Annotated in this window: 17 protein-coding genes; 8 read left to right on the top strand and 9 right to left on the bottom strand. The window is 71.4% G+C overall.

What is annotated here, in order from left to right; all coding sequences use genetic code 11:
• Nucleotides 1–7 precede the first annotated feature (7 nt).
• On the top strand, nt 8–565 hold the full coding sequence (locus ABZS40_RS23670; RefSeq protein ID WP_354945565.1) for a GNAT family protein: 558 nt from the start codon (nt 8–10) through the stop codon (nt 563–565).
• Nucleotides 566–590: 25 nt separating this feature from the next.
• Here ABZS40_RS23670 and ABZS40_RS23675 read toward each other — a convergent pair whose 3' ends face one another.
• Entirely contained in the window at nt 591–2,720 is a 2,130-nt protein-coding gene (locus ABZS40_RS23675) for a transglycosylase domain-containing protein (RefSeq protein WP_354945567.1), read from the bottom strand.
• A gap of 121 nt (nt 2,721–2,841) precedes the next feature.
• Here ABZS40_RS23675 and cobC point away from each other — a divergent pair, with 121 nt between their 5' ends.
• From cobC to cobA, 3 genes are read left to right on the top strand one after another with little or no spacing between them, the layout of a single operon-like run.
• Nucleotides 2,842–3,927: an Rv2231c family pyridoxal phosphate-dependent protein CobC gene (cobC, locus tag ABZS40_RS23680; protein ID WP_354945569.1), complete on the top strand. Its 1,086-nt coding sequence runs from the start codon at nt 2,842–2,844 to the stop codon at nt 3,925–3,927.
• Nucleotides 3,927–5,015 (top strand): nicotinate-nucleotide--dimethylbenzimidazole phosphoribosyltransferase, encoded by a 1,089-nt coding sequence (gene cobT, locus ABZS40_RS23685; protein WP_354945635.1) that lies wholly within the window; start codon nt 3,927–3,929, stop codon nt 5,013–5,015. The genes cobC and cobT overlap by 1 nt, the downstream gene beginning before the upstream one ends.
• A gap of 40 nt (nt 5,016–5,055) precedes the next feature.
• Nucleotides 5,056–6,297 (top strand): uroporphyrinogen-III C-methyltransferase, encoded by a 1,242-nt coding sequence (gene cobA / locus ABZS40_RS23690; RefSeq protein ID WP_354945571.1) that lies wholly within the window; start codon nt 5,056–5,058, stop codon nt 6,295–6,297.
• A 56-nt stretch (nt 6,298–6,353) separates the two neighbouring features.
• Here cobA and otsB read toward each other — a convergent pair whose 3' ends face one another.
• The 4 genes from otsB to ABZS40_RS23710 all read right to left on the bottom strand — a co-directional run bounded on the left by otsB (nt 6,354) and on the right by ABZS40_RS23710 (nt 11,198).
• Nucleotides 6,354–8,918, bottom strand: coding sequence for a trehalose-phosphatase (otsB, locus tag ABZS40_RS23695; RefSeq protein WP_354945636.1), 2,565 nt, complete (start codon nt 8,916–8,918; stop codon nt 6,354–6,356).
• A gap of 41 nt (nt 8,919–8,959) precedes the next feature.
• Nucleotides 8,960–10,360: a trehalose-6-phosphate synthase gene (locus ABZS40_RS23700; protein WP_354945572.1), complete on the bottom strand. Its 1,401-nt coding sequence runs from the start codon at nt 10,358–10,360 to the stop codon at nt 8,960–8,962.
• A gap of 143 nt (nt 10,361–10,503) precedes the next feature.
• A complete protein-coding gene (locus ABZS40_RS23705) occupies nt 10,504–10,896 on the bottom strand; it encodes a hypothetical protein (RefSeq protein ID WP_354945573.1) in 393 nt (130 codons plus the stop codon).
• The gene (locus ABZS40_RS23710) at nt 10,893–11,198 is read right to left on the bottom strand and encodes a hypothetical protein (RefSeq protein ID WP_354945574.1); all 306 of its coding nucleotides are present in this window, start codon (nt 11,196–11,198) and stop codon (nt 10,893–10,895) included. Before ABZS40_RS23710 ends, ABZS40_RS23705 begins: the two co-directional genes overlap by 4 nt.
• A gap of 209 nt (nt 11,199–11,407) precedes the next feature.
• Between ABZS40_RS23710 and ettA the strand changes: the two genes are divergently transcribed.
• The 4 genes from ettA (at nt 11,408) to ABZS40_RS23730 (ending at nt 14,993) form a co-directional block, all read left to right on the top strand.
• Nucleotides 11,408–13,084 (top strand): energy-dependent translational throttle protein EttA, encoded by a 1,677-nt coding sequence (gene ettA, locus ABZS40_RS23715; protein ID WP_354945575.1) that lies wholly within the window; start codon nt 11,408–11,410, stop codon nt 13,082–13,084.
• A gap of 12 nt (nt 13,085–13,096) precedes the next feature.
• A complete protein-coding gene (locus ABZS40_RS23720) occupies nt 13,097–13,543 on the top strand; it encodes a thioesterase family protein (protein WP_354945577.1) in 447 nt (148 codons plus the stop codon).
• Complete coding sequence (locus ABZS40_RS23725; protein ID WP_354945578.1) at nt 13,540–14,277, top strand: hypothetical protein; 738 nt, start codon at nt 13,540–13,542, stop codon at nt 14,275–14,277. Before ABZS40_RS23720 ends, ABZS40_RS23725 begins: the two co-directional genes overlap by 4 nt.
• 131 nt (nt 14,278–14,408) lie before the next feature.
• Nucleotides 14,409–14,993, top strand: coding sequence for a YbjN domain-containing protein (locus tag ABZS40_RS23730; RefSeq protein WP_030333460.1), 585 nt, complete (start codon nt 14,409–14,411; stop codon nt 14,991–14,993).
• 21 nt (nt 14,994–15,014) lie between these two features.
• Here the strand turns inward: ABZS40_RS23730 and ABZS40_RS23735 are convergent, their stop codons facing one another.
• The 4 genes from ABZS40_RS23735 to ABZS40_RS23750 form a co-directional block, all read right to left on the bottom strand.
• Entirely contained in the window at nt 15,015–15,443 is a 429-nt protein-coding gene (locus tag ABZS40_RS23735; protein ID WP_354945580.1) for a globin, read from the bottom strand.
• Nucleotides 15,444–15,566: 123 nt separating this feature from the next.
• Complete coding sequence (locus ABZS40_RS23740; protein WP_354945581.1) at nt 15,567–16,952, bottom strand: MFS transporter; 1,386 nt, start codon at nt 16,950–16,952, stop codon at nt 15,567–15,569.
• A 233-nt stretch (nt 16,953–17,185) separates the two neighbouring features.
• On the bottom strand, nt 17,186–18,196 hold the full coding sequence (locus ABZS40_RS23745; protein ID WP_354945638.1) for a mechanosensitive ion channel family protein: 1,011 nt from the start codon (nt 18,194–18,196) through the stop codon (nt 17,186–17,188).
• A 125-nt stretch (nt 18,197–18,321) separates the two neighbouring features.
• Entirely contained in the window at nt 18,322–19,044 is a 723-nt protein-coding gene (locus tag ABZS40_RS23750) for a hypothetical protein (protein ID WP_354945582.1), read from the bottom strand.
• Nucleotides 19,045–19,102 lie beyond the last annotated feature (58 nt).

Below are 19,102 nucleotides of genomic sequence, written 5' to 3' on the forward strand. Positions count from 1 at the left end.
CGGTCAGGTGGCGGTGCGTAGATTCCCGGCGTTGACCGTCTCCACCCCGCGTACCGAGGTGCGTCAGCTCACGGCTGCCGACGCGGTGGCGGCCGGGGAGATCTTCGCCGACAAGCTGACCCGGCGTTGGCTGCCGCTGCCCGACGACTCCGGCCCGATCGACGGGCTGGCCTGGTGCACCGATCTGGCCCGGCAGCGGCGCGACAGCGGGGAGGGCGACCACTACGCGGTGCTCCGGCGGGAGGACGACCAGGTGGTGGGCTCGCTGTGGACCCGGCGCACCGACTGGGGCGCCCGCCTCACCGAGATCTCCTACGCGATGGCGGCGCACGCGCGGGGCTTCGGCTTCGCCGCCGAGGCGGTCGACGCGGTGGCCATCGCGCTGATCCTGGAGCACGGCTTCCAACGGGTCGAGCTGCGGGTGGCACCCGGCAACCTGGCCTCGCGCCGGGTCGCCGAGAAGGCCGGGTTCAGCTACGAGGGTCTGCTGCGCAACGCCGGGTTCGTCAGCGGCGGCCGGGTGGATCTGGAGCTGTGGTCGTTCGTCGCCGCCGACCTGCGCTGAGCCGCGCGCACCGACCCGCTACCCGTCAGCCGACGATGGCGTCCGACGGTGGGGTGAACTGGCGGGTCGGGGTGCCCTTCAGGCCGTCGCGCAGGGTCTCCGAGACCGCCTTGATCGGGATCTGGGACTGCCCGTCACCGACCGCGTTGAACGGGTTGTCCGGGTCGGAGATGAAGCTCGCCGCGGCCAACTCCGGGGTGTAGCCCACGAACCAGGCCGATCGGGTGCTGTCTGTCGTACCGGTCTTGCCGGCCACCGGGCGTCCGACGGTGCCCCGCACGCTGTCGGCGGTGGACCAGCCGCCGCAGCTGCCGCGCGCCGGGGTGTCTCCGGTCGGGCAGCGGGCCGCGTCGGTGGCCGCCCGCGCGGCGTCCGCGCTCACCACCTGCCGGCAGCGCGGCTTGGCCACCTCACGGTGCAGACCGCCCGGGGTGGCGTACGTGGCGGGTGTGCCGTCCCGGTTCATGATCGCTTGCACCGGGATGGCCTCGCAGTAGCGGCCGTCGGCAGCGATGGCGGCGTACGCGTTCGCCATCTCCAGCGGTGTGGCGTCGGAGACGCCGAGGGTGAACGCACCCCACTTCTTCGCCTTGTCCGGGGACGCGTGGTCCCGGTCGACGTCGGTGCGCCACCGCAGCCCGAGCTGTTCGGCCAACCGGACGGCCCGGTCCGCGCCGACCTTCTCCTCCAGCCACACGAAGTACGTGTTCACCGACTTGCCGAAGCCGGACCACATGGTCTGCTGACCGGTCATGGCGCCGCTGGCGTTGGAGGGCGCCCAGCCGTCGTAGACCTCCGACCGGTAGCGGTAGGGCGCGTTGAACGAGGTGGAGAGTGTCATCCCCGCGTCGAGCGCGGCCAGCATCGGGAACATCTTGAACGTCGAGCCGGCCTGGTAGCCGGCCAGGTCACCGCCGCCGAGCAGCGGTGCCACAGTGTTCGGGTAGTTGGCCTTCACCTTCGGCCCGGCCTCGGGGTTGGAGCTCTGCGGGTTCTCGGCCAGGTCCAGCGAGTACGTCCGGTTCACCGCCATGGCCTTCACCCGCCCGGTGCCCGGCTCGGAGACCACGATGCCGTTGGCGAACGGGCTGCCGGTGGCCTCCTTGGAGCCGACGTTCTTCTCCGCGGCCTCCTGGATCTTGGGGTCGAGGCTGAGCACGATGCGGTAGCCGCCCCGGCGCAGGTTGTCCATCCGTTCCAGCCGGTTCGCCCCGAACGCGGGCTGCGCGCTCCACCAGTTTTTCAGGTAGTCGCAGGCGAAGCCCCAGCTGTTGTACTTCTCGGCCACCGCGGCGCAGTCGTGCGGTGGGGTGGTCAGCTTGAGCCGGATCGGCTCGGACCTGGCAGCGGCGGCCGAGTCGGGGGAGAGGTAGCCGAGCTGGCTCATCCGGTCCAGCACGTAGTTGCGCCGCCCGGTGGCCTCCTTCTGGTCGGAGTCGGCCGGGTCGTACTCGGAGGGGGACTTGACCAGTCCGGCGAGGGTGGCGGCCTCGACCGGGGTGAGGTCCTTCGGGGTCTTGGAGAAGAAGATCTCGCTGGCGGCGTAGATGCCGTACGCCCGGTGCCCGAAGTACGCCGAGTTCAGGTAGCGCTCCATGATCTGTTCCTTGCTGATCTCCTTCTCCAGGTCCAGCGCCATCCGCATCTCCTTGACCTTGCGCAGGCTGGTCTGCTGGGTGGCTTCCTGGACCTCCTTCGGCGTGGTCGCGCTGTCCCGTAGGGCCATCCGGACGTACTGCATGGTCAGCGTCGAGGCGCCCTGGGAGCCGCCGGAGCGGGCGTTGGAGACGAAGGCCCGGGCCACGCCCTTCGGGTCGACGCCGTGGTGCTGGTAGAAGCGGGAGTCCTCGGCGGCGACGATCGCCTGCTGGATGTTCGGCGACATGTCCGACAGCTTGGTGTACTGCCGGTACTCCTCGTAGAACATGGTCAGCACGGTCTTGCCGTCCGGGCCGTAGACGTACGAGGTCTCGGCGGGCACGGCGCTCTTCAGCACCCGGGTCTTCTGGTCCACGGCGTGCGCGGTGGCCTTCGCGCCGAGCCCGGTGAGGGCGACCAGCGGGTAGGCGGCGGCGGCGATCACGATTCCGGCGATCAGCCCGGCGCGGAGGAGAGGGACGAGTCGACCAGCGGCAGCAAGGGGTCGGTTGCTCACCAGGTCAAGTTATGACATTTCCGATTCGTACATGAGAAGAACTCTTAAACCGGCGAGTGGTGACGCGGCTTACGCCGAGATCGACTGTCCCGCCGGCCACCTTCCCGGCAGGATCGCGGACATGTCTGATCAGCCGAGCACGGTCGCCCCACCCACCGGGGTCGAGCCGGACCTCGCCCACCACGGCGACGCGGAGGCGACCGCAGGCCTGATCGACCTCGCCGTCAATGTCCGTCGGGCGCGGCCGCCCGCCTGGCTGGCCGACCCGGTCGCCGCGACCCTGACCGACCTGGCCCGCTATCCGGACCCGGCGCCGGCCCGGGCGGCGGTCGCCGCCCGCCACCGCCGTCACCCGAACGAGGTGCTGCTCACCGCCGGCGCCGCCGAGGGCTTCGTGCTGATCGCCCAGGCGCTGCGCGGCGTTCGCCGCCCCGTTGTGGTGCACCCCCAGTTCACCGAGCCGGAGGCGGCGCTGCGGGCCGCCGGGCACCCGGTCGAGCGGGTGCTGCTCGACGCCGCCGACGACTTCCGGCTCGACCCGTCCCGGGTGCCCGCCGACGCCGACCTCGTGATGATCGGCAACCCGACGAACCCGACCTCGGTGCTGCACCCCGCCCAGACGGTGGCCGCGCTGGCCCGTCCCGGCCGGGTACTGGTGGTCGACGAGGCGTTCGCCGACACCACCATCGCCCCCGGGCACCCCGGCGAACCGGAGTCGCTGGCCGAACGCCGCGACCTGCCCGGGCTGCTCGTGGTGCGCAGCCTCACCAAGACGTGGGGCCTGGCCGGCCTGCGGATCGGCTACCTGCTCGGCGCCGCGGAGCTGCTGTCCCGACTGGCCGCCGTCCAACCGCTCTGGGCGGTCTCCACGCCTGCGCTGGCGGCCGCGTCGGCCTGCGCCAGCGCCGTCGCGGTCCAGGCCGAACGCGCGATCGCCGCCGATCTCGCCGCCGACCGCGACCACCTGGTCGCGCGCCTCACCGACCTGCCCGGTGTACGCGTCGTCGGCCGTCCCGCCAGCGCCTTCGTCCTGCTGCACCTGCCGGGCGCGACAGCGATCCGGGCCGCCCTGCGCGAGCGCGGCTGGGCGGTGCGCCGAGGCGACACGTTCCCCGGCCTCGGCCCGGACTGGCTGCGGGTGGCCGTCCGCGACCGAAACACCACAGACGCGTTCATCGACGTGCTGCGCGAGACCATGGAGGCATGATGCTGGAGACCACGATCGCGGCGATCCGCCCGGCGGACGACGCGGCCATGGCAGCCGCCCGGGAGCTGCACAGCCGGCTGACCAAGCCGGCGGGCTCGCTGGGCGCGCTGGAGGAGCTTTCGGTACGCCTCGCCGGCCTGGCCGGAGCCTGCCCACCACCGCTGCCCGAGCCGGCCGCGGTGGCGATCTTCGCCGGCGACCACGGGGTGCACGCCCAGCGGGTGAGCCCCTGGCCGCAGGAGGTCACCGCGCAGATGATCGGCAATTTCCTGGCCGGTGGAGCGGTCGTCAACGCGTTCGCCCGACAGGCCGGCGCCTCGGTCACAGTGGTCGACGTCGGCGTGGCCACCCCGCTGCCCGCCGAGCCGGCTGTGCTCGACCCGGCCGTGCTCGACCCGGCCGTGCCTCGGCTGGTCGTCGCGTCCGTCCGCCGGGGCACCCGCGATCTCACGGTGACCGCCGCGCTGACCCGGGACGAGGCGCTGGCGGCGGTGCAGACCGGCATCCGGATCGCCGACGAGCTGATCGACGCCGGCGCCGGCATCCTGCTCACCGGGGACATGGGCATCGGCAACACCACGCCGGCCGCCGTGCTGATCGCCGCGTTCACCGGCGCCGACCCGCTCGACACCACAGGTCGGGGCACCGGGGTCGACGACCCGACGTACGCGCACAAGGTGGCGGTGGTGCGGGCCGCGCTGGCCCGGCACACCCCCGACCCGGCCGACCCGCTGGGGGTGCTGGCCGCCGTCGGTGGCCTGGAGCACGCCGCCCTGGCCGGGCTGATCCTGGGGGCCGCGGCCCGCCGCACGCCGGTGCTGCTCGACGGCGTGATCGCGGTCTCGGCCGCGCTCGCCGCTGCCGCGTTCGCCCCGGACTCGGTCTGCGCCATGGTCGCCGGTCACCGCTCGGCGGAGCCCGGTGCCACTGTCGCGCTGCGCCACCTCGGCCTCGACCCGCTGATCGACCTGGGGCTGCGCCTCGGCGAGGGCACCGGCGCGCTGCTGGCGTTGCCCGTGGTCACCGGCGCGGTCCGGGTGCTGCACGAGGTGGCCACCTTCGACTCCGCAGGGGTGGCCGAGAAGTGAGCACGCGCAGCGAACGAGCCGTCCGCCCCGGTGGTGCGGCGTGACCTCCAATCCGTACCCCCTGGGTTTGCGGTTGCACGGGCGGCGGGTGGTCGTGGTGGGTGGTGGCGCGGTCGCCACCCGGCGGGTCCCCGCGCTGCTGGACGCCGGTGCGGACGTCCTGCTGGTGGCCCCGGAGCTGACCCCGGCGCTGCGCGCCCGGGTCGACGCGGGTCGGCTGCACTGGGTGTCGCGCCGGTTCGTACCGGAGGACCTGGACGGCGCCTGGCTGGTCCAGGTAGCGGTCGACGACCCGATCGCGGCGGCCTCGGTGAGCGCCGTCGCCGCCGAGCGGCGGGTCTTCTGCGTCCGGGCCGACGACCGGACGGCCGCCACCGCCTGGACCCCGGCGGTGACCCGGCACGGCCCGGTCACCGTGGCGGTGCTCGGCGGCGGCGACCCCCGCCGGGCGATGACCGTCCGCGACGCCGTCCGCGACCTGCTCGCCGTGCGCCTGGCACCGGATGGGATCGCTGGGCCGCCCGACGCTTCCACCGGGACGACCGGCGGAATGCAGGCCGGGCGGGTGGCGCTGGTCGGGGCGGGGCCGGGGGATCCGGAGCTGATCACCGTGAAGGGTTGGCGGCTGCTCACCGAGGCCGACGTGGTGGTCGCCGACCGCCTGGTGCCCGGGCTGCTCCTCGACGAGCTGCGCCCCGACGTCGAGTTGGTGGACGCCTCGAAGATCCCCTACGGCCCGTCCCGGGCGCAGGAGGAGATCAACCAGATCCTGGTCGACCGGGCGCTGGCCGGCGCCTTCGTGGTGCGGCTCAAGGGCGGTGACCCGTACGTCTTCGGGCGCGGCGGCGAGGAGTTGTTGGCCTGCGCGGCGGCCGGCGTGCCGGTGACAGTGGTGCCCGGGGTGACCAGCTCCATCGCCGCGCCGGCCGCGGCCGGGATCCCGGTCACCCATCGGGGGGTGGCGCACGAGTTCACAGTGGTCTCCGGGCACCTGGCACCCGACGCGCCGGCTTCGCTGGTGCGCTGGGACGCCCTCGCCGGTCTGCACGGCACCCTGGTGATCCTGATGGGGCTGAAGAACCTCGCCGCCATCACGGCCACCCTGATCGCTCACGGCCGGTCGCCGGCGACGCCGGCAGCCGTGGTTCAGGAGGCCACGACGGGCACCCAGCGGGTCCTGCGGTCCACCCTCGGTGCGGTCGCGGCCGAGACGCTCACCGCCGACCTGCGGCCCCCCGCCGTCGTCGTGGTGGGAGACGTGGTGAACGCGCTCGGCGCCTGAGACAGACGACGGGCCGGAGCAGCGCTGCTCCGGCCCGTCGTGGTCTGTCGGTCGAACTACTGCTTGAGCATGTTGTCCAGCAGCAGGGCGCAGCGGATCAGACCGAGGTGGCTGTACGCCTGCGGGTGGTTGCCCAGGCCGCGCTCGGCGAGCGGGTCGTACTGCTCGGGGAGCAGGCCGGTCGGGCCGGCGGTCAGCACCATCTGCGCGAACAGTTCCTCGGCGTCGGTGCGGCGGCCGGTGCGCAGGTACGCCTCGATCAGCCACGCCGTGCAGATGTGGAAACCGCCCTCACGGCCGGGCAGCCCGTCGTCCCAGTGGTAGCGGTAGACGACCGGGCCGCTGCGCAGGTCCGCCTCGATCCGCAGGACTGTGGACAGGAAGCGCGGGTCGTCGCCCGGGAGCAGGCCGGAGAGCCCGATCCAGAGCGACGAGGCGTCCATGTCCTCGTCCCCGTACGCGACGCTGTACGCCTCGACGTCGGAGTGCCAACCGTGCTCCAGCACGTTGGCGCCGATCCGGTCGCGCAGGTCCTTCCACTCGGGCCGGTCCTCGCCGCCGTGCTCGCGCATCACGTGCAGCGCGCGGTCGACGGTCATCCAGCACATCACCTTGGAGAAGACGTGGTGCCGGGGTGGCAGCCGGGCCTCCCAGATGCCGTGGTCGGGCTCGTGCCAGCGGCGGCGGACCGCCTCGACCATGTTCTCCAGGACCCGCCACTCGTCGTCGCGCACCGAACCGCGAGCGTCGGCGACGGCAGCGATCAGGTCGGCGATCGGGCCGAAGACGTCCAGCTGCAACTGGTGGTTGGCGAGGTTGCCGACCCGGACCGGCCGGGAGCCGGCGTACCCGGGCAGCGTGTCGATGACCGCTTCGGCGCCCAGTTCGTAGCCGTCGATGGTGTAGAGCGGGTGCAGCCGCTCCGGGTGCCCGCCGGTGCGCTCGATGCAGCCGTCCACCCAGCGCAGCAGCGCCTCGGCCTCCTCGACGGAGCCCAGGTCGACCAGTGCGCGGGCGGTCAGCGCGGCGTCGCGCAGCCAGCAGTAGCGGTAGTCCCAGTTGCGGACGCCGCCCAGCTCCTCGGGGAGCGAGGTGGTCGCCGCGGCCAGGATCGAGCCGGTGGCTTCGTGGCAGAGCCCCCGCAGGGTGAGGGCGCTGCGCGCGACCAAATCACGGGCGGTGGACGGCAGCCGCAGCGAGGCCACCCAGTCCTTCCACGGCTGCTCGGCGGCGGCCTGCCGCTCGTGGATCGGCACCCGGTGGTGCTCCAGGCTGTGCGTGCCGAAGCGCAGCTCCAACACGACCTGCCCGCCGGCGGCGGAGAGGTCGACGATCGCCTTGGCGGTCTCGTACCCGCCGTCGTTGCCGACCTCCCACTCCACACCGGGGGCGTAGAGCGCGACCGGCTCGTTGGAGCCGAGCACCAGCAGGCCGTCGCCGATCGGCTGCAACTGCACGGCGACCTGACCGAACTCGGGCCTCGGCGCGAACTCGACCTTGGCCTTGCCGCCGCCGGTCAGCACCCGGATCAGTGTCGAGTCACCGGTGATGACCGCCGGGCTGTCGTCCGGAGTGGTCTCGCGGCCCGGCTTGTCCAGCCAGTCGGTGACGGTGAGCCCGGACCACCGGGTCTCCACTGTCATCGTGCCGGAGCGGTAGCGCTGGCCCAGCGGAATGCCGCCGCGTTCCGGGGCGACGCTGAAGTGGCCGGCCGGGCTGCCACCCACCAGGTCGGCGAAGATCGCCGCCGAGTCCGGCTTGGGGTGGCAGAGCCAGCTCACCTTGGCCTCGGGGGTGAGCAGAGCGACGGTACGACCGTTGGCCAGCATGGAGTGCCGTTCGATCGGCACCGCCCGCTCACCGAAGAGCCAGTGCCGCCGGGTCTCCAGCAGCAGCGCCAGCGCGCGAGCGGCCTCCAGCGGGTCGGCGACCCGGTAGCTGGCCTTGGTGTCCCCGAGGCCGATCTTGATGCCGAGGTCGGGACCGTGCAGGTGGCCGAACGCGTTCTCGTCGGTGACGTCGTCGCCGATGAACAGCACCGCACTGGAGGCGAGCTGGGTCCGCAACTGGTCGAGTGCGGTGCCCTTGTGGGTGGCCACCACGGAGAGCTCGATGACCTCCTTGCCCTGGGTAACCGTGACGCCGTCGAAGGTGGCCGGACCGTTGCGGACCGCCTCGATGGCGGCGGCGGCGACCTCCGGGTCGACCCCTCGGGTGTGCACGGCGACGCTGGCCGGCTTGCGTTCCAGCCGGATGCCCGGGTGCGCGGAGGCGATGTCGCGCAGCGCGTTCCGCACCTGCTGGCGCACCGCGACCAGCTCAGGGGAGAGCCGCTCGACGAAGCCGATGTCGAATTCGGAGCCGTGGCTGCCGACGAGGTGCACCTCGCTGGGCAGCCGTGAGAGGGCGGCCAGGTCGCGCAGCGCCCGACCGGAGACGACCGCCACTGTGGTCTGCGGCAGCGCGGCGAGCGCGCGGACCGCGGCTACCGACTCGGGCAGCGGGACGGCAGTGCTCGGGTCCTCCACGATCGGCGCCAGCGTGCCGTCATAGTCGCAGGCGACCAGGAGCTGGGGGACCCGGGCGATCCGACCGATGGCGGAACGCAACTCAGGGTCCATGACCCCGGTGGCGGTTGCCGCCCCATCGTTGACGGACGTGTTCACTCGGCCTCCGCCTCCGGAACTCCGAGCTCCGAGAGGAAAGACTTGGCCCAGTGGCCCACGTCGTGGGTACGCAGGTGACGTTGCATTGTCCGCATCCGGCGGCGTGCCTCGGTTTTCTCCACGTGCACTGCCCGGAGCAGGGCGTCCTTGACCGCGTCCGGGTCGTGCGGGTTACACAAAAATGCCTGGCGAAGCTCGGTGGCGGCGCCGGCGAACTCACTGAGCACGAGCGCGCCGCCCTGGTCGCCACGTGATGCTACGTATTCCTTCGCCACGAGGTTCATTCCGTCTCGCAGCGGGGTCACCATCATCACGTCGGCAGCAACGTACATCGCCGCCAGCTCACTGCGACTGTACGACTGATGGAGGTAATGGACCGCCGGCACGCCGACCCTGCCGAACTCGCCGTTGATTCGACCGACCTCGCGCTCCACCTTGACCCGTAGTGCCTGGTAGTGCTCCACGCGCTCGCGGCTGGGTGTGGCGACCTGAACCATGACCGCGTCGGGAACTGTCAACTTTCCGTCAGCCAGCAGCTCCCGGAAGGCCTTGAGCCGCAACTCGATGCCCTTGGTGTAATCCAGCCGGTCCACGCCCAGGATTATCGTCTTCGGGTCGCCCAGCTCGGCGCGAATCTGCTTGGCCCGGGCCTGGATCGCCGGATCGGCGGCCATCCGTTCCATTTCCTTCGTGTCGATCGAGATGGGGAAGGCGCCCGCCTTCACCTGCCGACCGTCGACCTGGATCATCTGCCCCTCGTAGCGCAGCCCGAGCAGGTGCCGGGCCAGCCGGACGAAGTTCTGCGCGGCCAGCCGCTGCTGGAAACCGACCAGGTCGGCGCCGAGCAGACCGCGCAGGATCTCGGTGCGGAACGGCATCTGCATGAACAGCTCGATGGGCGGGAACGGGATGTGCAGGAAGAACCCGATCCGCAGGTCCGGGCGGAGCTCACGCAGCATCGCCGGCACCAACTGGAGCTGGTAGTCCTGCACCCAGACCGTCGCGCCCTCGGCCGCCACGTCGGCTGCGGCCTCCGCGAACCGGGCGTTGACCAGGCGGTACGCCTCTCGCCACCGGCGCTTGTAGGCCGGCGTCTCCACAGCGTCGTGGTAGAGCGGCCAGATCGTCGCGTTGGACTGGCCCTCGTAGTAGCGCTCCAGCTCCTCGGCGCTGAGCGGGACCGGGTGGAGCCGGATCCCCTCCAGGTCGAACGGCTCGGGGGCCGCACCGGTGCCACCGGCCCAGCCGACCCAGGTGCCCTTGTGTTCGGCGAGTACGGGATGCAGCGCGGTGACCAGCCCGCCAGGGCTGCGTCGCCACTGCCGGCCCTCGGGTGTGCTCACCTCGTCGACCGGCAGACGGTTCGCCACTACGACAAAGGAGCTACGGACGGTCACGATCGGCCACCTCCGGGTACTGACGGGTCCACCGCGATGAGCGTACTGAGCGTAGCTGCGGCGTCTTGTGCCCCGTGCCGGAGTCTCCTACCCGCCCCGGTCGTGCCGAAATCCTGTAGGTGATCTTGTCGACAGGCCGTGCCTCAGAGGTCGATGATCGGCCACTGCTTCGGCAGCACCTCGCCGAGCAACTCCCGCCGATCCGTCATGATGGGCACGAGGGGGTGGGCGGCGGCGTCGATGGCGAGCTGGGCCAGGTCCATCCGACCCTCCATGCGGCGTGACCAGCCCCCAAGGTAGCCGCACATGTTCGCCTCGACGAAGGTGACCTGCACGTGCGGCAGTGCGACGAGCAGTTCGAGCATCTCCCACTGAGCGGGCGCGACGCGCTCGTGTGCGTGCGCGAGACACAAGGCGGGCACGAGCACCTCTTGGCTGTAGTCGGCGGCCTCGGCGATTCTCTTGCCGACATTCTTGGTGCCGGAGGCGTAGGACAGCAGTGCAGCAGTGTCCAGCGCCAGACCGAAGGGGATCACCCGAGCACCCTGGCGCGTGCGACGCGCGCCCCGGCGCGTGCCGCCAGCACCTCGGCCTGCAGCCGGGCGGCCTGCTCACGCAGCTCCGGGGTGATCCGGGCCCTGAGTTGCTCCATCTCCGCGTGGGCCTCAGCGATGTCCTCATCGGTGATCACGAAGCCCGCGCTGGCGAGCATCTCCCGTGTCTTCTCGCCCGCCATCTGGCGCCGCACCGCCCGCGCCACGAATGCGGAGACGTTCGGCTCCAGCGACAGGCGGTCGGCGACGTCGTCCGGCAGGCTGACAGCGATCTTCTTGGTCATACGAAAACGCTAGCGAGTTATACCGGCCTCGGCAATGCGGCTCGCCGCGTACTCCTGAGGCGGGGTGATGTGGGCGAAGCGCGTCGTACCTGTCAGGATTGACGATGGCGTGCGCGCGGCCGGCTTCCCGGCCGGCGGCGGCGGGCGGTCCTCGCAGCCCGCGCCGCGCCGCCGATCAGCGACAGCAACCGACGGAGGTAGCCCGCACCGTGGCCCAGTACATCTACGTCCTGGAAAAGGCGCGCAAGGCGCACGGCGACAAGGTCGTGCTCGACAACGTCACGTTGAGCTTCCTGCCGGGAGCCAAGATCGGTGTGCTCGGTCCGAACGGCGCCGGTAAGTCCAGCCTCCTCAAGATCATGGCAGGGCTGGACAAGCCGAGCAACGGCGAGGCCCGACTCATGCCCGGCTACACCGTCGGCATGCTCGCCCAGGAGCCCCCGCTCAACGAGGCCAAGACCGTGCTCGGCAACGTCGAGGAGGCGGTCGCCGAGACCAAGGCCAAGCTGGAGCGGTTCAACAAGATCGCCGAGCAGATGGCCACCGACTACTCCGACGAGCTGATGGAGGAGATGGGCAAGCTCCAGGAGGAGCTCGACCACCTCGACGCCTGGGACGTCGACTCCAAGCTCGAACTGGCCATGGACGCGCTGCGCTGCCCGCCGCCGGACGCCGACGTGACCCAGCTCTCCGGTGGTGAGCGTCGCCGGGTCGCGCTCTGCAAGCTGCTGCTGGAGGCGCCCGACCTGCTGCTGCTCGACGAGCCCACCAACCACCTGGACGCGGAGAGCGTCTCCTGGCTGGAGCAGCACCTCGCCAAGTACGCCGGCACCGTCATGGCGATCACCCACGACCGGTACTTCCTGGACAAGGTGGCCGGCTGGATCCTGGAGCTGGACCGCGGCCGGGCGATCGGGTACGAGGGCAACTACTCCACCTACCTGGAGAAGAAGGCCGCCCGGCTCGCCATCGAGGGGCGCCGCGACGCCAAGATGAAGAAGCGCCTCACCGAGGAGTTGGAGTGGGTCCGCTCCAACGCCAAGGCCCGCCAAACCAAGTCCAAAGCCCGTCTGGACCGGTACGACGAGATGGCCACCGAGGCGGAGAAGACCCGCAAGCTCGACTTCGAGGAGATCCAGATCCCGCCGGGCCCGCGCCTGGGCAGCACGGTGATCGAGGCGAACAACCTCCGCAAGGGCTTCGGCGACCGGCTGCTGATCGACAACCTGTCGTTCTCGCTGCCCCGTAACGGCATCGTCGGCATCATCGGCCCCAACGGTGTCGGCAAGACCACCCTGTTCAAGACCATCGTCGGGTTCGAGGAGCCGACCGGCGGCGAGGTCCGGGTCGGCCCCACCGTCTCGCTGTCGTACGTCGACCAGAACCGTGAGGGCCTCGACGGCGACAAGACCGTCTGGGAGGTCGTCTCCGACGGGCTGGACTACCTGATGGTGGGCAAGGTCGAGATGCCGTCGCGGGCGTACATCGCCGCGTTCGGGTTCAAGGGCCCGGACCAGCAGAAGCCGACGAAGGTGCTCTCCGGTGGTGAGCGCAACCGGCTCAACCTGGCGCTGACCCTGAAGATCGGCGGCAACGTGATCCTGCTCGACGAGCCGACGAACGACCTGGACGTGGAGACGCTGTCCAGCCTGGAGAACGCGCTGTTGGAGTTCCCCGGCTGCGCCGTGGTCATCTCGCACGACCGGATGTTCCTGGACCGGGTCGCCACACACATTTTGGCCTGGGAGGGCGACGACCAGGACCCGGCCAAGTGGTTCTGGTTCGAGGGCAACTTCGAGGCGTACGAGAAGAACAAGATCGACCGCCTCGGCGCGGAGGCCGCCCGGCCGCACCGGGTGACCTACCGCAAGCTGACCCGCGACTGACCGGCCGAGAAGGTGTCTGACCGCTTCGTCTACCACTGCACCCTGCGCTGGTCCGACCTGGACGCGTACGGCCACGTCAACAACTCGCGCTTCCTCACCCTGTACGAGGAGGCGCGGGTGGCGTTGATGTTCGCCGGCGGCCGGGCCTGGGGCGTCGGCTCGTTCGCCGACGGCGTGGTGATCCGCCGGCACGAGGTCGACTACCTGCGCCCGGTCGACTACGCGCTCGGTCGGGCCACCGCGGAGGCGGCACCCACGGTGCGGATCGAGCTGTGGGTGGAGGAGATCCGGGCCTCCCGGTTCACCGTCGCCTACGAGCTGTACGACGGCGAGGTGCTGGCCAGCCGGGCCCGTTCGGTGCTGGTGCCGTTCGACCTGACCCGCCAGGCGCCCCGGCGGATCACCACCGAGGAACGGGACTTCCTGCTCACGTACGCGCCGCACAGCGGTGTGGCGTGACCCGGCCGGGCACCGCCGAGCCCGGCCGGGCGGCGGCGTCCACCCACGGTATTGCCGGTGTGGCGGACGCGGGCGCCTTCCTGGCCCGGCTGGTCCGGTTGGATCCGGTCGCGCCGGTCCGGCTGCGGCCGGCCGGCGTACCGGGCCGGGTCGCCCTGTGGGCCCGGCTGCCGTGGCAGGTCCTGGTGGTCCGCACGGTTGCCGGTGGGCCGGCGGACGGCGACGCCGAGGACGTCACAGTGGCGGCCGGGGAGCTGCTCGCCGAGCTGGAGCGGGGCGGCGCGACCCTGCCGACCCGCCGGGACGCCCAGTGGCGGTGGCCGCTGCCGCCGACGCGGAGCCGCCAGGTGGAGGCGCTGCCCGTTGCCGAGTTGCGACGGATCGCGGACGCGGCGGCGGGCACTCTGCGGACGGCGAGCGAGCAGGGTGTGGCCGGCCGGGCGGTGGGCCAGCGGGCCCTGCGCGACGCGTTGCTCGACCACGTGGCGGTGCTCATCACCCCGGATGGACCGCCCGCCGCGCCGGTCGAGGTGTCGCAGCGGCTGGTGCAGGGGGTGGTCCGGATGGGCTTCCTCGGCGCCCCCGGCGGCTCAGCGGATGACGAGGGCGGGAACGCCGTTCAGGTGCGGGTGGCCGGTCGTTGGGTCGGCCTGGTGGGACCGCACGGAGCGGCGTGGTTGCAGAAGGCCACCGATCTTGCCGTGACACCGCTGAGCGCTCGTCCGAACGGATGACCCCGGGTCATTCTTCTGGTCAGGGGCGGTCGTTGGGGGGGTGCTTCAACCCGGCTGTCCGGGTACCGTCCATCCTCGGATCCAACGCACCGTAGGCGACTGGATCCGCTGGGGAGTGAGGTGCGCGAGCGATGCCGTGGTGGTCATGGCGCCCCGGTCCCGCCGACGGCGGCGATCCGGAAACCCGAAGCGGGATCACAGTCGATAGCGCGGTCCGGATCGGGCCGCCCAGCCCTCGCCAGCCGGGGGACGACTGCCCGTCAAACGAGCGGCCCGTGCTGACCGAGATGCCCGCCACCGTCGAGCCGGTGAGTCTGCGCCGGGTCTGTGACGCGCTCGATCTGCTCGACGTGCGTTACCTGGCCGACGGCGACGGCAACCTGCTGGCGATGTGGGAGCGGCACGCGGTGCTGGTCACCCTCGAGGGGCCGGAGGACGAGATCCTGGTCATGCGGGCACGTCCGCACGCCACGGTCCCGCCGGACTGGGCCGACCGGGCGTACCGGGTGGTCAACGAGTGGAACCACACCCGCCGGTTCTGCAAGGCCTACATCGGTGACCCGACCGAGCGCGGGCAGCTACCGATCTACGCCGAGCTCCAGGTGCCACTCGGTGCCGGCACCCACGACGCGCTCCTGGTCGAGATGCTCGACTGCGGCGCGGCGGTCGCCACCAGCTTTGTGGACTGGCTGCACGACGAGGGCGCGCTGCTCTGACGCCGCTCCGGGTCGGGTGGGTCAGCCGCCGTTGGCCGGGTCTTCCTCGACGTTGACCATGAAGTACGCGGCCCGCTCCAGGTAGTCCCAGAGGGTGCTGGCGATCTCCGGCTCAAGGTCGAGCCGGTCCACGGCGCGGCGCATGTTCCGCAGCCAGGCGTCCCGTTCGGCCGCGCCGATCCGGAACGGCGCGTGGCGCATCCGCAGCCGCGGGTGCCCGCGCTGGGCGGAGTACGTGTTCGGCCCGCCCCAGTACTGCATCAGGAACAGGGTCATTCGGTCCGCGGCCGGGCCCAGGTCCTCCTCCGGGTACATGGGCCGTAGCAGGGGGTCGGTGGCGACGCCGGCGTAGAACTCGTCGACCAGCTTGCGGAAGGTGGGTTCGCCGCCGACCGCTTCGAAGAGGGTCATCGACGCACCGGGACGGTCGGATTCACCTGCGGAAGTCACAGTTCCATCCTGCCAGGTGCGTCCGGTGCCGACCCGACCCGCACGGCGTGCGTCGGATCACGCCGGGTCGACAACCCCGAATGTCGGTCACCCGGCCTGCTCGGACGGAGGTCGTTCGACGGGTCAGGTGACCGCGTGCCGGCGGTGGCCGTCCCCGGCATGCGGGTCGGACGCGCCTCCCACCGGGCCGTCGTCGGCCGGGTCTCCGAGCCCGGAGGGCGGCGGATCGGCGTTGGCCAGCGAGGCGGCAGTGATCGCGTCGTCCACCGTCTGCTGGTCCGGCCAGCGCAGGGCGGCCACCGCCATCAGCACCACCCCGGCCGCGCTCCACACCCCGACCACGACCGGAATGGGGAACCGCTCGGCGAGGACCCCGGTGACCAGCACCGCGAGACCTTGGATGACCTGTATGCCGGTGGCCATCACCCCGAAGGCGCGGGCCCGGAACCCGTTGGGCAGCGCCTGGACGAACAACCCGTTGGCCATCGGGATCATGCCGGCGACCGCGAACCCGCAGAGCGCGGCGAGCAGCGCGACCACCAGCGGCGGGGGGTCGAACAGCACCGGTACGAGCATCAACGGGGCGAGCACCGCGAGCGGCCGCATCAGCTTCAGCCGGCGAGCCGGCCCGAACAGGCGACTCACCAGCAACCCGCCGAGGATGAAGCCGACCGGGTTGGCCACCATGATCGCTGCTTGTGCGGTGCCCGCGCTCATCGCGCCGCGGCTCTCGTCGTTGGCCCAGGCCGCGGCCAGACCCTCAGGAACGATCGAGAAGAGCATCGCGCTGAACACCAGCACCGCGATGGCCCGCAGCACCGGCGTGCGGAACACGATGTCGAACCCCTGGCGGGTCTCCCGCAGCAGATGACTGCGGTGGGCCGGGTTCATCACCGCCGGGCGGTGGCGTACCCCGAGGCGAACCAGCAGCGCCGAGAGACCGAACGTGGCCGCGTTGAACAGCAGCGCCGCCTCCGGGTCGATCGCGGCGACACCGGCGCCGAAGACGTACCCCACGACCTGGGCGGCCTGCCCGACGCTGCTGTTCAGCGACAGCCCCAGCACCAGTCGGTCCCCGGTGAGCAACTGCGGGATCAGCGCGGACTTCGCCGCCTGGCTCGGTGGATTGGCCAGGGTGGCGGCGAAGATGAGCACGAGCACCGCCTGGTACGGCAGGCCCGGAATGGCGATGAGCAGCATCAGCGCCATTCGGATGAGGTCGCACGACACCATCACCCGTCGGTACGGGTATCGCTCCGCGAGTGCGGCGAGCACGGGACCGCCGAGCAGCCAGGGCAGGAAGCTGACCGCGAAGGCGGTCGCGGAGAGCGCGACGGACCGGGTCTGCTGATAGACGAGCAGGGTGACGGCGGCCTTCGCGACGTAGTCGCCGACCCAGGAGAGGGTGCCAGCCACGAACACAGCCCGGTACTCATGCTGGGCGAAAACTTCGCGGAATGTGGCGGGGCCTTCCGCGGAAGGTCGCTCGTCAGGCACCGTCGCCTCCATCGGCCCCGGCTCGGCCGCTCGTGGCAGCCCGGCCGGAAGCGCTCGTCAGATCTACGGATCAGCGAGGATGTGATCACGCCTTGGTGGGAACGCGTGCTCCGGATTCTGCCCGATCGTCTGACAACTAGCTAGGTCGAACGGGTCGTTCGTCGCCTCCCCGACTGAACGAACGGACGATACCCGAGGGTCCGGCCGGCTCGCGACCCCCGAATTGCCGGACAATGTCGACGGTTTCAGGTAGCGCCGCCCTGACCAGTCTCACCCTCGGGCAACGGCCGGGTCGAGAGACCGGGATAGATGCGGGCGGCGGCGATCTGCGCGGTGATCCCCGAATTCTCCAGCGCCTCGGCGAGACGCCGACGCAGTTCCCGGCCGACCGCGAACTGCCCGTCGGCGGTCGTCTTCACCACAGTGCGGATGACCGCGCCGTCCACCGTCACCTGCTCGACACCCAGCACCTCGGGCGCCTCCACGATCTCCGGCGACAACTCCGGGTCCATCGCGACCGAGGCGGCCGCGGTCCGTAGCACCGCCGTCGCCTCCTCGGTGCTGTTGAAACCGATCGGGAGGTCCACCACCACGAGGGCCCAACCCTGGCTCTTGTTGCCCACCCGGATGATCTCGCCGTTGCGGATGTACCAGAGCACACCGCGGCCGTCGCGCACTGTGGTGACCCGCAGGCCGACCGACTCGACCACGCCCATCGCCTCGCCCAGGTCGACGTTGTCGCCCACGCCGTACTGGTCCTCGATCAGCATGAAGAGGCCGGCGATCAGGTCCTTCACCAGGCTCTGCGCACCGAAGCCCAGCGCGACGCCGGCGATCCCCGCGCTGGCCAGCAGCGGAGCCAGGTCGAAACTGAACTCCCGCAGGATCATCAGCAGCGCGATGCCGAAGACGAACGCGGTGGTCAGGCTGCGCAGCACCGACCCGATCGCCTCGGCCCGCTGCCGTCGTCGCTCGGGTACGAACTCGGCCGGGTCGACCGCGGCGGTGGGTACCCGCTCGCGCAGCGGCCGCAGCATCGTCGGCACCGCACCGTCGGTGGTCGTCCGAACCAACCGGTCGATCGTCCGGTGCAGCGCCCAGCGGGCCACCATCGCCAGTGCCAGGATCAGCAGCACCCGAAGCGGTTTGAGCAGGATCCAGTAGCTTCCCTCGGCGAACCAGGCCGACCCGGTGATGTCGTAGATCCACTCGCAGGAGGTGCTGCCCTGGCAGTTCACCGAGACGGCGTCGGGCAGGGCTAGGGGCGTCACGCTGGCGGCACTCACCCTGTCTTCGTACCGCAAGGGGCCCGAGCACCCACCGCCGACCCACCGGCGGGGTGACCTACCGGTGCGGGCAGGATGCCGCTGCCGCTTGTTGCTCACCCTCTCCGGGGCAACGCGGCGCGGAGCCGTTCGTACTCGGCCTGGCTACCGATCGCCGCCCGGTGCTCGGGGTGCGCGACGTAGTGTCCGATGACCGCGGCGAGGAATCCCGCGTCGACGATGTCCGTCCGCAACGCCCCCCGGCTGCGTGGAATGCCGCGCCGCCGAACCAGCCGGGGTTCCGTGATCCTCATCGGCAGCCACGGACGGCGATCGGCAGCCGAAGGGATCTGCGGGGCCAGCAGGGCCTCCCATGGCACGGTGAGCGAGCCCAGCGGCCAGGTCTGCCGTACCCCGGACGGATGCAGTCGTACCCCGTGACCCCGCCACGCCCACGCCACCAGCAGCGCGGTCAGGCCGACCCAGAGAACATCGAGAACCACGTCGAACGTCGACGGCGTGCCCTGCCTGGCCGAGCGCGCCAGTGCGTCGATACGGGTGGACGCGGGCCCGAGGTAGCCCAGGGCGAAGAGCACCGTCCAGGCGGGCCCGGGTGTGGCGAAGGCCGGAACCTGCGGCCGTACGACGAGGTAGGCCGGACGGACCCCCATGATGACGATCGCCAGGATCAGGGCCGCCAGGGAAGTGAGGATCAACAGGCGCAGCCCCACGATCGACGCGGATCCCGGGGTCGCGGCGTTCACGCCGACCAGGAGAAGCCCAAGTGCCAGGACGACGTGGCGGTGGCGCACTGTGGCGGCGGACAGCTTGTCGATCATGCCTGTGACCATAGGAGCCCAGGGTTGCTGGACCGGCTGGCCGATCGGTCGAGGCTGA

Origin of the sequence: Micromonospora sp. NPDC005324 (assembly GCF_040607155.1) — a bacterium.
Lineage (GTDB): Bacteria > Actinomycetota > Actinomycetes > Mycobacteriales > Micromonosporaceae > Micromonospora > Micromonospora trifolii.